Here is a 12759-nt window from a genome sequence, read left to right on the forward strand (position 1 = left end):
TGTTCCGGAACTTTCAGGGGAGGAACTCGAAATGAGCGACGAGAACACCACGGACAACGTCCACGCCACCGGCGAGCCGACGGCCGCGCCGCAGGGCAACGTGCACGCGACCGGCGAGCCCGTGGCCGCGAAGAACGTCCACGCCACCATCGAGCCGGAGCGGCTGGACGACTCGGGCGAGGCCTCGACGGACAACGTCCACGCCACGGACGAGCCCGCCTGATCCGACCGGACCTCTGCCGCACGGGGGGAAACCGGCCGCGGCGCCGCTTGGGGGAGCGCGCCGCGGCCGGGCGCAACAGGGTCCCGAACGGGGAGGGACCCACACGGGGATCGGCCCCGGCGTCTGGGGAGACGCCGGGGCCGAAGTGCGTCCGCGGGACGGTGCGCCGACGGGCGGACCGGTGGGTCCGTGCCGGGCGCGGGCTCAGCGGGCCTGCGGGGCTTTCGGTTCGGGGTCGCACTCCTCGATCTTGGCCGCGACGCCGCTGAGGGTCAGTCTCACCTTTGCCGTCACCGAGCCGTTTGCCGGCACGTCGACCTTCGTGCGCCCGACGTCGATCCCGACACCTCGGGTGCCCTCGAAGGAGACAGCGACGCTGAACGTCCCTTTCCTGCCGTTCGGGTTGGTCACCCGCACCGTCGCGTACGGCTTGCTCGCGGTCGCGCAGCCGACCAGCTTCACGGTGGCGTCGTCGAGGGACTTCGCGCTGCCGCTGCCGCCGCGGTTGTCGTCGTCATCGTCGTGGTAGCGGTCCCGGTACCGGTATCCGCCGGAGCCACCGCCGTACGAGCCGCCGCTGCCGGTGCCGTAGCTGTCGTCACTGTCGTCGTAGCTGTCGTCCTCGGACACGCCGCCGGACGACGAGGACGACGAGGACGACGAGGACGACGAGGAACTGTCGTGGTCCTGGCTGGAGCTGCTGCAGCCGCCGCCGCTTCCGCCGCCGTGTCCGTGGCCGCCGTGCCGGCTCGAGAAGCCGGTCAGGGCGAGGACGACGAGCGTCGAGACAGCGGCAAGCCTGAGTGTGGTCCCCCGTATACGCATGCCCTCACCCTAGGGCCTGCCCGGCACTCCGTCAGGGGCGCCTCCGGGACGCCGAAGCCGGCGCACGGAACGGCACGGCACGTCACGCCGTACGCGCCGTCCCCGTCCCCTTCTCCGCGTCCAGCGCGTACACGCACCGGTCCTTGCTGCACGCGTACACCACCCCGTCCCGCACCACCGGCGAGCCGGTGATCTCCCCGCCCGTCGCCAGCTTCCAGCGCAGCCGGCCGTCGTCGGCCTTGAGCGTGTAGAGCAGGTGGTCCGTGGAGCCGAAGTGGACGCGGCCCTCCGCGACCACCGGCGCGCCCACGACGTCGCCGCCCGCCTGGAACCGCCACTTGGGCGTGCCGGTCACCGCGTCCAGCGTGTACAGGCCCTTGCCGCTGCCGACGTGCACATGGCCGTCGGCCACCAGCACCGGCTCGATCGAGGCGCGTGCCTCCGTGGCGATCCGCCAGCGGTCGCGGCCGTCGGTGGCGTCCAGGGCGTAGACGGTGCCGAGGTAGTCGGCGAGGTAGACGCCGCCGCCGGTGACCGCCGGGCCGGGGGCGAACACGGGCGGGCACAGGAAGACGGCCGGCGCCTCGAAGTGCCAGCGCACATGGCCGCCGGCCACGTCGATGGCCATCACCCGTGTGCCGGCCGAGACGTACACGCGGCCGTCGGAGGCGTGCGCGAGCCGCACCGGCACTCCCCCGCAGGACGCCGCGTCGCCGATCGGGTACGACCAGCGCTCCTCGCCCGTGCGGGCCTCGAGCGCGCGCAGGCGGGCGTCCTTCCAGACGTACACCGTGCCCTCGTGCACGGCGGGGCCCGCCTCGGGGGCCTCGAAGTCGGTCTGCGCGCCGGTCAGTTCCCACAGTTTCTGCCCGGTGGACGCCTCCCACGCCTGGACGCCGCCGCCGCGGGTGCCGGTGACGACCGTGCCGCGGTCGGCCTGGAGCGAGTAGACCCAGGCGTCGGTGGAGACCCGCCACAGGTCGCCGCCCTCACGGGCGTCGAGCGCGACGAGGGTCGGGCCGTCGGAGGCGTGGATACGGCCGTCGGCGACCGTCATCGACCAGGCGACGTCGCGCGTCTTGAAGCGGCGGCGGCCGGTGGCGACGTCGAGCGCGTGCACCTCGAAGGAGGTGACGTAGACGAGGTCGCCGGCGACGGAGGGGGTGCCCCACACGTCGTTGGACATGCGGAAGCGCCAGGGCCGCCAGCCGGCGGGCGCGGCCTCCGGCGGGGCGGGCGGGGCGGCCGTGGGGGCCGGGTCGGCGCCGTTGACGCCGGGGCGCGGCTTGGACCAGCTCGCGGTGAGCGCCGACTCGGGCGGCAGCGGCTTTATCGCGGTGGCCCGCATGTCCGCCACGCGCGGCCCGGGCCCGATCGGCACCGGGACGCCCGCGAGCCGCACCGGACCCGTGTCGGGCGCACCGCCGGGGCCCGGGGCGGTCGCCGGGAGCGGTACCGGGGCCGGGTCGTGGGAGGGCGGGGGCGGCACCACCGGGACGGGCGGTCCACCGCGCGGGGCGGGCGGCGCCGGGGGCCGTACCGTCGTCCGTCCGCCGCGCCTGGTCTCTATCAGGCCGACGGCCGACTCCGGCAGCCACGCCGAGGCGGTGCCGCTGTCGTCGGAACCGGCACCGAACAGATGGGGCGCGAGCTGGGCCTGGAGGTCGGCCGGGTTGGGGCGGGCGGTGGGCTCCATCCGCATGCAGGACTCGATGAGCGGGCGCAGCTCGTCGGGGAGCCCGGACAGGTCCGGGCCCTCGCGCAGCAGCATGAAGACCGTCTCGACCGGGTTGGCGCCGTGGTAGGGCGGGTGGCCGGTGGCGGCGAAGACCAGCATCGAGCCGAGCGAGAACACGTCGCTCGCGCCGGTGACGCTGCGGGAGTCCTTGGCCTGCTCGGGCGACATGTAGGCGGGGGTGCCCACGGCGACATTCGTCATCGTCAAACGCGTGTTCGACACGCCGGAGGCGATACCGAAGTCGATGACCCGCGGCCCGTCCTCGACGACGAGGACGTTCGACGGCTTCAGGTCGCGGTGGACCAGCCCCGCGCCGTGGATCGACTGGAGCGCCTCGGCGACACCGGCGGCCAGCCAGCGCACCGCCTGGGCGGGCAGCGGCCCGCAGTCGTTCACTATCTCCTCGAGCGAGGGCGCCGGCACGTAGGCGGTGGCCAGCCAGGGCACCGCCGCGCGCGGGTCGGCGTCGACCACGGCGGCCGTGTAGAAGCCGGAGACCGCGCGGGCCGCCTCCACCTCGCGCGTGAAGCGCACACGGAAGAGCTGGTCCTCGGCCAGTTCCGTGCGCACCGTCTTGATCGCCACGCGCCGCCCCGATGCCGAGCGCGCGAGATAGACCAGCCCCATGCCGCCCGCGCCCAGCCGTCCGAGTACCTCGAACGGACCGATACGCCGCGGATCGTGCTGCGTCAGCTGATCCACCACTTGCCTGCCACCTCCCCGTACGGCCCGCGTCACCCTCGTCCAGTACGCGACCCCGTGCAGCGTCTCACCACCGCACCGCCATGGCGGCACGCACCCTGATTCTTCCTGTCCGGAGCCCCTGAGGCGAACCCACGGGCGGAACGGGGTGTGTCGGACAAAAGGTCTGGGTACCGCCCCGCCCGCGCGTCCATTGAACGTCACGGCGGATCTCACTGTTCCGTCGCGGGGGTCCTGCCGGTCCGGTGGAGGGTCTCAGCGCTCCAGCAGGGCGAAGGAAGCGCCCTGGTTGTCCGTGACCACCGCCACCGTGCCGTACGACGTCGAGAAGGGGCTCACCTGGGTACGGCCGCCCAGGCGCTGGACGGTCGCGAGCGCCTTCGTCACGTCACCGACCGCGAAGTGGACGAGGAAATGCGGCGGCATCTCGGGCGGGAACACGTCGGCGACCGCCGCACGGCCGAAGTCCGGGGCGGCACCGGGCCCGAACAGGGCGTCGTGGAAGAGGTCGGCGTAGAAGTCGTTCGCGGCGCGGGTGTCCCGGGTGTACAGCTCGGCCCAGGTGAAGGTGCCCGGTTCGTGCCGGCGCGCGAAACCGGCGTGCGCGCCGGCCTGCCAGAGCCCGAAGACGGCGCCCTCGGGGTCGGCGGCGAGCGCCATGACGCCGAGCGGGCGGCCGGTTCCGGGGCCGGGACCGACGGGACTCGGGCCGGTGATCACCTGGCCGCCGGCCCCGCGGATCCGGCCGGTGAGGGCGGCGAGGTCGGGGGCGGCGAAGTACACGGTCCAGACGGTCGGCATCCGTCCGTCGCCCTTGGGCACGAGCGCCGCCACGGAAGCCCCGTCGCGGCGGGCCCACAGCACGGCGTCGTGGGCGGGCTCGAAGCTCCACCCGAAGAGTTCGCCGTAGAACCGCCGGCCGGCCTCGACGTCGGACAGCTGCACCTCGATCCAGCAGGGCACCCCCTCCGCGAACGCGGGGGCGTCGGTGCGGGTGCCGGTTCGGGTGCGGGCGCTGGTGCCGGCGTCGGCGTCGGCGTCGGCGTCGGGCGTGTCGGCCCCGGGCTCCCCCGCGCCCGGCGCGTCGGGGGTGCGCACGCCGGTTTCGGGGGCGTGCGGGCCGTGCGGGCCCTTGCCCGGTCGCCCCCTGCCCGGCTGCTCCCCGCCCGGTCGCCCCGTGCCCGGTGCGTCGGCGTCGGTGTCGTCGTCGCGGGCGGGGGGCGGGTTTTCGGCCATGCCGCCAACCTAACCGCGTGGGCCGCACCCCGCGCGCGGTGTTGCTCCGCACGCTCTCCCCACCCGCTTCGAGAGTCCCGGGAAGTGGGTCGCAGGGCCCGCGCTCCCCATTTGCAGTCGGCCGAATAGCGCTCCGATCCCCCCTCGGTAAGCTGACGACATGACAGGACAAGTGCGTACCGTCGACGGCCGCGTGGCCGGTCGACGCGGGCAGGCGACGCGGCAGAAACTGCTCGACTGCCTCGGTGAGATGCTCAGTTCCTCGCCCTACCGGGACGTCAAGGTCATCGACGTCGCACGCAAGGCGGGCACGTCACCCGCGACCTTCTACCAGTACTTTCCGGACGTCGAGGGAGCCGTCCTGGAGATCGCCGAGCGCATGGCCGGCGAGAGCGCCGTGCTCGGCGAACTGGTCGAGGGCCGCTCCTGGACGGGCCGTTCCGGCTGGACGACCGCCCACGAATTCGTCGACGGCTTCCTCGACTTCTGGCGCAAAAACGACGCCATCCTCCGGGTGGTCGAACTCGGTGCCGCAGAAGGGGATAAACGTTTCCACAAGATCAGGATGAAGATCCTCAACTCGCTGCACGGCTCGCTGTCGGAAGCGATCGCCGAACTCCAGTCCAAGGGCCGCGTCGACAAGGACGTCCACCCGGCGGCGATGGCCGGTTCGATCGTGACGATGCTCGCCGCGGTCGCCTCGCATCAGAAGGGCCCCCAGTCCTGGGGCGTCAAGGCCGCCGAACTCAAACCCAACCTCGCACTGTTGGTGTACATGGGCGTCACCGGCAGGAAGCCGACGAAGTAGCCGAAGCAGCCGGCGAGGTATCCGAAGCAGTCGGCGAGGTATCCGGAGAAGCCGTCGAGGCAGCCGGAGAAGCCGTCGAGGCAGCTGCGGAGGACCGACTCCACCGGGGTGCGCCGGCACGACCGTCCGGACGTCCGAGTCCTGTCAAACGGACGTCCGGAGGGCTGCCGACCGGTGGCCGGTCCCGCTCCGCCGCCCCCCTCTCGGGCCCGCCGCACCACTCGGGCCCGCCGCACCACTCGGCCCCGCCGTCCCCGCCCCACCCCGCCGGTCAGGGCGCCACGACGACCTTCGCCGTGTCGTTCCCCGGCCGCGGATCGCGCCGGTCCACCGCCGCCTCCCCCTCCTTCAGCGCCACCGTGCCCTCGCCCGCCCCGGGCAGATCCAGCGTGAAGTCGAAGGTGCGGCTCTTCCCCGGCGGCAGACCGCCGACCTCGCACACGTAGTCGGCCCCGTCCCGCCCGCAGAGGGGCTGGAAGTCGTCCTCGTCGATCTCCTCCATGGGCTGCTCGCGGACGACCGCCCCCGGCGGCGGCGTGAACACCAGTCGCAGCCCGGAGCCCGGGTCGCCGGGGCCGTCGTCGTGCACCGTGAGGTGGATCGCGCGCCCCTTGCCGACGCGCGTCCGTACCGCGTCGACCCGGAAGTCGGACGTCGTGTCCAGGGTCACCGCGGTGGCGACCGTGCCCTGCGCGAACGTGCCACCCGGCCTGGGGACGTTCACGACCTCCAGAGGGGGGCCGTCGCCGTTCTCCCCGCCGTCCGGCACCGTCTCGTACGTGCCCGGCCCCACGTCCAGCGGCCATGCCTCGCGGCTGAACGACCCGCTCATCGTGGTGTCCGGGGCCCGCAGCCGGAGCGCCGGGCCGAGCGTGACCGTCGCGCCGGGTTCGATCCGCACGTCAGGCAGCTCGCAGAGGGCCACCTGGCCGTGGTACTGCCCCGGATAGCGGCAGTTGGCGTACCGGCGCCGCAGTTCGAGGTCGCCGCCGCTCAGCTTCAGCCCCAGTCCGCGCACGGGCACCTCGCCGGTGTTGCGGACGACGAGGTCGGCGGTGAGGTCCGCGCCGGGTGCGACGTTCTCGTAGGGCGCGGGCTTCCGCAGCCGCACCACCGGTTCGCCGACGACCACCCGGGTGCGGGTGGTGTGCCTGGTGCCGTCCTCGGTGGTGAAGGTGAAGCGGACGACGCCGCCCTCCCCCGGTTCGCTGTCCTTGGCGGCGACCGGGTAGACGCGGTCGAGCGCGGACCAGCTGTCGTAGTCGGCGTCCACCCTGCACACCACCCGCCGGTCGGTGCCGGAGCAGCGCGGCCCGCTGTGGCTCATCCCGACGATCCGCAGCTGTACGGCGCCCCCGGCGTCGCTCGCGTCCACGGTGAGCCGGTGGCCGTACGTGCCGTACGGATCACTGGACTTGGCGTCGTGGGCCGTGACGTGGAAGGGCGGCCGGTCCTTCGGACCGGCCTTGTCGCCGTACGGCCGCAGGTAGAACAGGTCGGGGGCGCCCACGTACGTACGGTCGGCGGACGCGCCCGTGCCGCAGCCGGTGGCCCCGCCCGCCAGGAGCAGTAACCCGCCCAGCGCCGCCCCCGCCGTACGCAGTGCCCTGGTCGCATGGGTCGCCTGGGTCGTCACCACATCGTCCTCGCCGTCACCGCGTTGCCCCGCCCTCGCCCGTCACCGGGTCGTCCGCCGTTCACCCCAGTGATACTCGACGTATGAACCAGGACCTCCAGGCGTTGCTGAGATCGTTGCGGGTGTGGGACCCGGAGGTCACCGAACTGAGGCGGTTCGACCCGGCCGGCGCCCCCGGCGAACCGCTCGCCCTGTTCACCGCGTGGTTGGCCGAGGCGGTGGCGGCGGGTCAGGTGGAGCCGCACACGGTGTCGCTGGCCACGGTGGACGAGGAGTGCCTGCCGGACGTCCGCACGGTGATGCTGCACGGCGCGGACGCGGACGGCTGGTCCTTCGCCACGCACGACACCAGCCGCAAGGGCCGTCAGCTCGCCGCCCACCCGCGGGCGGCGCTCGGCTTCTACTGGCCCGTGCTGGGCCGCCAGGTCCGGCTGCGCGGCCCGGTCACGCGCGCCGACGCGACCGAGGGCGCGGCCGACCTGCACGCCCGTTCGACGGGAGCGCTGGCGGCCGCGCTGGTGGGCCGGCAGAGCGAGGTACTGCGCTCGCCGGAGGAACTGGCGGCACGCTCGGACGCGGCCTGGGAGCGGGCCGCCGCGGAGCCGGAGGCCCCGGCCCCCACCTGGACCCTCTACCGGCTGGCCCCGGTGGAGGCCGAGTTCTTCCAGGGCGACCCGCGCCGCCGCCACGTACGCCTGCGCTACCGGCGCGAGGGCGAGGCCTGGACGCGGGAGCTGCTGTGGCCCTGACCTCGGACGCGGGCCCACGCCCGGGGGCGGACGTGGACGCGGACGTGGGTCAGGGCAGCACCGGTTCGGGGTCGGTGGCGAGGCGGGCGTGCAGGTGGGCGTCGCGGAACGCGTCCTGCCGCCCCTCCGCGAACATGGCGCCCCGCAGCGTCCCCTCGTAACGGAATCCGCACCGCTCGGCGACCTTGCAGGACGCTTCGTGCCGCAGGGCGTGGTCCAGTTCCAGCCGGTGCAGTTCGAGCTCGGTGAACGCCCAGCGCGCGATCAGCGCGAGCGCCCGGGTGGCGACCCGGCGCCCCCGCGCCTCGGGCAGCACCCAGTAGCCGACGCGGGCGCGGCGCCACACCGGGTCGATCTCGTTGAGGCCGATGTGTCCCAGCACCGCGCCGCCGTCCGCGTCCGTGACGCAGTGGGCGGCGCTGGTCCCCTTGGCGACGCTCTCCGCCCGGGCCCGCATCGACTCCCGGGCGCCGTCGATGTCCCGGACCGTGCGCAGTGGGGTGTTCCAGCGCCGGAACTCCGGATCGGTGAGCCCGCGCAGCCACGTCTCGGCATCACTGTCGGAGTCGGGGTCCCAGGCCCGCAGGACCAGCCCGTTCCCGCACGGACCGGGAACGGGGAGGGCAGGGCGACCGGACTCGTCCGGGGAGTGTGCGTCGACGCGGGCCATCGCTCCAGTCAACCCGACCCGGCACCGGAGGACAGGGCACCGGTCGCCCGCCTGTCGCCCGTTCACCACTCCTCCCCACACGTGATCGTTTCGCAACCGATTCAGGTCTTGACCGATACCCATCAAGCTGGAGCGTCGTTACGCTCGCGCTCATGGCCGACTCGACTGCTTCCTCCTCCTCTGCCTCCGCCTCCCCCGGGCCGCGCGCGGTGCCGAGTCAGGAGGACCGTCCCGTCTACGTGATCGGCGGCGGCCCGGGCGGGCTGGCCGCGGCGCAGGCGTTGCGCGCGCAGGGCGTACGGGCGGTGGTGCTGGAGAGGTCCGACCGGGTCGGCTCGTCCTGGCGGGGCCACTACGACCGGCTCCATCTGCACACCACTCGCCGGCTGTCCGCCCTGCCCGGCCTGGCGATGCCGCGCTCCTTCGGGCGCTGGGTGGCGCGCGACGACGTCGTCCGCTACCTGGACAAGTACGCGGAGCACCACGAGCTGGAGATCGTCACCGGGGTCGAGGTCTCCCGCGTCGAACCCGCTCCGGACGGCGCCGGGTGGCTGCTGCGCGCCTCCGGCGGCCGCGAGCTGACCGGGCGCGCGGTGGTCGTGGCGACCGGCTTCAACCACACGCCTCACGTGCCCGAGTGGCCCGGGCGGGACGCCTGGACCGGCGAGTTCCTGCACGCCGGGAGCTACCGTTCGGCCGCGCCGTACGCCGGGCGGGACGTCCTGGTCGTCGGGGCGGGCAACACCGGGGCGGAGATCGCGGTGGACCTGGTCGAGGGCGGCGCGCGGCGGGTGCGGCTGGCGATACGGACGGTGCCGCACATCGTGCGCCGGTCCACCGCGGGGTGGGCCGCGCAGTACAGCGCGGTCCTGGTGCGGCGGCTGCCGGTGCGGCTGGTGGACCGGATGTCCGAGGTGATGTGCCGGATCAGCGTGCCGGACCTCGCCGCCCAGGGCCTGCCGCGCCCGGACACGGGGCTGTACAGCAGGGTGAAGGAGGGCGCCATCCCGGTGCAGGACGTCGGCATCCTCGACGCGGTGCGGACGGGGAAGGTCGAGGTCGTCGCGGCGGTCGAGGGCTTCGACGGGGACGCGGTCCTCCTCGCCGACGGCAGCCGCGTCGAACCGGACGCGGTCATCGCGGCCACGGGTTACGTCCGGGGCCTGGAGCCGCTGGTGGGTCACCTGGGCGTACTGGACACCCGGGGCCGCCCGGTGGTGAGCGGCGCCCGCACCCCCGAGAACGCGCCCGGCCTGTACTTCACCGGCTACACCAACCCCATCAGCGGCATGCTCCGCGAAATGGCCCGCGACGCCGAACGCATCGCCCGCGCGGTGGCACGGGGGGTACGGGCGAAGGGCTGACCCCGAAGTCACCTGGGGACCCGGAGACCCGGAGACCCGGACACCCGGGGCCCCGAACAGACCTTCCCCGGGGATCGGCTACGCCATCACCGCCGCGCCCCCGCGCGGTGCGCGGGTGGTGCGGCGGATGGTCAGGGACATCAGGGCCGCCATGGCGCACAGGGCGCCCGCGGCGTACCAGACCACGTCGTACGAACCGGTCGCGTCCCGGACGACGCCGCCCGCGTACGCCACCGCCGCCGCGCCCACCTGGTGGGAGGCCAGGACCCAACCGAAGACGATCGCGCTGTCCTCTCCGTAGCGCTCCCGGCACAGCGCCAGCGTCGGCGGCACCGTCGCCACCCAGTCCAGGCCGTAGAAGACGATGAAGAACACCATCGGCGGGTGGACCGACGGGCCGAGCAGCACCGGCAGGAACATGAGCGACACGCCGCGCAGCGCGTAGTACACCGCCAGCAGCCGGCGCGGTTCCAGGCGGTCGGTGAACCAGCCGGAGGCGATCGTGCCGAGTACGTCGAAGACGCCGATGACCGCGAGCAGGGAGGCCGCCGCCGTGATGGGCATGCCGTGGTCGTGCGCGGCGGGCACGAAGTGCGTCTGGACCAGGCCGTTGGTCGTGGCGCCACAGATCGCGAAGGTCCCGGCCAGCAGCCAGAACGGGCCGGTGCGGACGGCGGAGGCGAGGACCGTCACCGTGCGCCGGGCGGCGCCCCGCACGGGTTCCGGCTTCTCCACGAACTCGGTCGCCCCGTACGGGGCCTGGCCCACGTCGGCCGGGTGGTCGCGCAGCAGCAGCCAGACGAAGGGGACCACCGCGAGCGCCGCGAGGGCGACCGTCACGGCGGCCGGCCGCCAGTCGTGCGTCTCCACGATCCAGGACAGCAGCGGCAGGAACACGAGCTGCCCGGAGGCGGACGCGGCGGTCAGGACGCCGGTGACCAGTCCGCGCCTGGCGGTGAACCAGCGATTGGTGACGGTCGCGGCGAAGGCCAGCGCCATCGAGCCGCTGCCGAGCCCGACCAGCAGGCCCCAGCAGAGCAGTAGTTGCCAGGCCGCGGTCATCCACACGGTGGCGCCCGAGCCGACGGCGATGACCACCAGCGCCCCCGCGACGATCCGGCGGATGCCGAAGCGGTCCATGAGCGCGGCGGCGAACGGCGCGGTCAGCCCGTAGAGCGCGAGGTTGAGGGAGACGGCGGCCCCGATCGTGCCCCGGGACCAGCCGAACTCGTCGTGCAACGGGTCGATGAGCAGCCCCGGCAGCGAGCGGAAGGCGGCGGCGCCGACGATCGTGACGAAGGTGACGGCGGCCACGAACCAGGCCCGGTGCATCCGTGGACGGCGTACGGAAGACGGTGGGCCCCCTGGGCGCACGGTGGCGGTTGCGGTGGCGGTCCCGGTGGTGTTGTCGGCTGTCTGGCTCACGACACAGAGCTTCCGCGAGGCGGCCCGCACGGACGAGTGGCCCGAGAGACAGCCTTCACTAGGATCGGGCCATGACACCCGTCGATCCGTCCTTCCGCCCGCACCGCGTCGTCGTCCTCGCCCTCGACGGGCTGCTCCCGTTCGAACTGGGCATTCCGCAGCGCATCTTCCGGCGTGCGCGGGACGTCGAGGGGCGGCACCTGTACGAGGTGCTCACCTGCGGGGTCCGGGGGCCGGGCCCGGTCGCCACCGATGCCGACTTCGCCGTGCTCGTACCGCACGGCCCCGAGGCGCTCGCCACCGCCGACACCGTGATCGTGCCCTCCTCGTACGAGCTGGGCCCGGTGTACGAGGAAGGCAGGCTCACCCCCGAACTGGCCACCGCCCTCGCGCACATCCGGCCCGGCACCCGGCTCGTCGCCATCTGCACCGGCGGCTACGTGCTGGCCGCCGCCGGGTACCTGGACGGCCGGCCGGCGACCACGCACTGGGCCTCGGCCGAGAACTTCCAGCGCCTCTTCCCCGACGTCCGTGTCGACGCCGACGTGCTCTTCGTGGACGACGGCGACGTGCTCACCTCGGCCGGGGTCGCGGCCGGCATCGACCTGTGCCTGCACCTGCTGCGGCGGGACCACGGCACGGCCGTCGCCAACGACGTGGCGCGGCACACGGTCGTACCGCCCTACCGGGACGGCGGGCAGGCGCAGTACATCGAGCGGCCGCTGCCCCAGCCGCAGCGGGCGGGCACGGCCGCGGCGCGGGAGTGGGCGCTCGGCCGGCTGCACGAGCCGATCCAGTTGCGGGACATGGCCGAGCGGGAGGCGATGTCCGTACGGACCTTCACGCGGCGGTTCCGCGAGGAGGTCGGGGTGAGTCCAGGGCAGTGGCTGACGCGGCAGCGGGTGGAGAGGGCGCGGTTTCTGCTGGAATCCAGCGATCTGTCCATCGACCAGGTCGCGCAGGACGCGGGCTTCGGCACCGCCCAGTCGATGCGCCAACACCTGCAGGCGGTCCTGGGGGTGACCCCGACGGCGTACCGCCGGACGTTCAGGACGGGCGGGACGGGCGGAACGGAGGGGACAGGCGGTTCCGGCGGGACGGACGAGGCCGGAGGCATTGACGACACCGGAGGGGTGGCCCGGTCGGGCAGGGGCGAGGAGGCGGAAGCCGCGGCCTAGGGCCTCTCGTTTGGATCATTTCGGCGTCGCGGGGTCCGGCACGCGCCTCTGCGGCGTTGTCGTCGGTTGCCAGGGCTCCGCCCTGGCGCCCTCCTCCGCCTTGCAGCCGCACGCACCGGACCCCGCTCGGGTCGGTCGAAGACGCACCGCGCCTCCCAGCCGGCCTGATCCAAACGAAAGACCCCAGTTCACGGATCCGTCCAGT

General features: G+C 73.9%; 11 protein-coding genes. 5 read left to right on the top strand and 6 right to left on the bottom strand.

Annotated features, from left to right (window positions below; genetic code table 11):
* Positions 1-31 precede the first annotated feature (31 nt).
* Positions 32-223 carry a hypothetical protein gene (locus tag QFZ64_RS15560; protein WP_307066123.1) on the top strand — a complete coding sequence of 64 codons (192 nt, stop codon included), beginning with the start codon at positions 32-34 and terminating at the stop codon, positions 221-223.
* Positions 224-427: 204 nt separating this feature from the next.
* Here the strand turns inward: QFZ64_RS15560 and QFZ64_RS15565 are convergent, their stop codons facing one another.
* From QFZ64_RS15565 to QFZ64_RS15575, 3 genes are all read right to left on the bottom strand, one after another.
* Complete coding sequence (locus QFZ64_RS15565; RefSeq protein WP_307066125.1) at positions 428-1048, bottom strand: hypothetical protein; 621 nt, start codon at positions 1046-1048, stop codon at positions 428-430.
* Positions 1049-1130: 82 nt separating this feature from the next.
* The gene (locus QFZ64_RS15570) at positions 1131-3491 is read right to left on the bottom strand and encodes a PQQ-binding-like beta-propeller repeat protein (RefSeq protein ID WP_307066127.1); all 2361 of its coding nucleotides are present in this window, start codon (positions 3489-3491) and stop codon (positions 1131-1133) included.
* A gap of 252 nt (positions 3492-3743) precedes the next feature.
* A complete protein-coding gene (locus QFZ64_RS15575; RefSeq protein WP_307066129.1) occupies positions 3744-4724 on the bottom strand; it encodes a VOC family protein in 981 nt (326 codons plus the stop codon).
* A gap of 172 nt (positions 4725-4896) precedes the next feature.
* Between QFZ64_RS15575 and QFZ64_RS15580 the strand changes: the two genes are divergently transcribed.
* Entirely contained in the window at positions 4897-5532 is a 636-nt protein-coding gene (locus tag QFZ64_RS15580) for a TetR family transcriptional regulator (protein ID WP_307071716.1), read from the top strand.
* 271 nt (positions 5533-5803) lie between these two features.
* Here the strand turns inward: QFZ64_RS15580 and QFZ64_RS15585 are convergent, their stop codons facing one another.
* Positions 5804-7168, bottom strand: a complete 1365-nt coding sequence (locus QFZ64_RS15585) for a hypothetical protein (protein ID WP_307066131.1) — start codon at positions 7166-7168, stop codon at positions 5804-5806.
* 83 nt (positions 7169-7251) lie between these two features.
* On the opposite strand from QFZ64_RS15585, the gene QFZ64_RS15590 reads away from it, so the two are divergent.
* Positions 7252-7917, top strand: coding sequence for a pyridoxal 5'-phosphate synthase (locus QFZ64_RS15590; RefSeq protein WP_307066133.1), 666 nt, complete (start codon positions 7252-7254; stop codon positions 7915-7917).
* Between the two features lie 49 nt (positions 7918-7966).
* Here the strand turns inward: QFZ64_RS15590 and QFZ64_RS15595 are convergent, their stop codons facing one another.
* Positions 7967-8587: a GNAT family N-acetyltransferase gene (locus QFZ64_RS15595; protein ID WP_307066134.1), complete on the bottom strand. Its 621-nt coding sequence runs from the start codon at positions 8585-8587 to the stop codon at positions 7967-7969.
* A gap of 152 nt (positions 8588-8739) precedes the next feature.
* On the opposite strand from QFZ64_RS15595, the gene QFZ64_RS15600 reads away from it, so the two are divergent.
* Positions 8740-9951, top strand: a complete 1212-nt coding sequence (locus QFZ64_RS15600) for an NAD(P)/FAD-dependent oxidoreductase (protein ID WP_307066135.1) — start codon at positions 8740-8742, stop codon at positions 9949-9951.
* A 78-nt stretch (positions 9952-10029) separates the two neighbouring features.
* Here the strand turns inward: QFZ64_RS15600 and QFZ64_RS15605 are convergent, their stop codons facing one another.
* Positions 10030-11376, bottom strand: a complete 1347-nt coding sequence (locus tag QFZ64_RS15605; protein WP_373430612.1) for an MFS transporter — start codon at positions 11374-11376, stop codon at positions 10030-10032.
* A 71-nt stretch (positions 11377-11447) separates the two neighbouring features.
* Here QFZ64_RS15605 and QFZ64_RS15610 point away from each other — a divergent pair, with 71 nt between their 5' ends.
* Positions 11448-12554, top strand: coding sequence for a GlxA family transcriptional regulator (locus QFZ64_RS15610; RefSeq protein ID WP_307066137.1), 1107 nt, complete (start codon positions 11448-11450; stop codon positions 12552-12554).
* Positions 12555-12759 lie beyond the last annotated feature (205 nt).

This window comes from Streptomyces sp. B3I8 (assembly GCF_030816915.1).
Lineage (GTDB): Bacteria > Actinomycetota > Actinomycetes > Streptomycetales > Streptomycetaceae > Streptomyces.

Coding starts and splice junctions, on each gene's coding strand:
- QFZ64_RS15590 (WP_307066133.1), top strand. CDS start 7,252: ATGAACCAGGACCTCCAGGCGTTGCTGAGATCGTTGCGGGTGTGGGAC.
- QFZ64_RS15610 (WP_307066137.1), top strand. CDS start 11,448: ATGACACCCGTCGATCCGTCCTTCCGCCCGCACCGCGTCGTCGTCCTC.
- QFZ64_RS15565 (WP_307066125.1), bottom strand. CDS start 1,048: ATGCGTATACGGGGGACCACACTCAGGCTTGCCGCTGTCTCGACGCTC.
- QFZ64_RS15595 (WP_307066134.1), bottom strand. CDS start 8,587: ATGGCCCGCGTCGACGCACACTCCCCGGACGAGTCCGGTCGCCCTGCC.
- QFZ64_RS15575 (WP_307066129.1), bottom strand. CDS start 4,724: ATGGCCGAAAACCCGCCCCCCGCCCGCGACGACGACACCGACGCCGAC.
- QFZ64_RS15560 (WP_307066123.1), top strand. CDS start 32: ATGAGCGACGAGAACACCACGGACAACGTCCACGCCACCGGCGAGCCG.
- QFZ64_RS15600 (WP_307066135.1), top strand. CDS start 8,740: ATGGCCGACTCGACTGCTTCCTCCTCCTCTGCCTCCGCCTCCCCCGGG.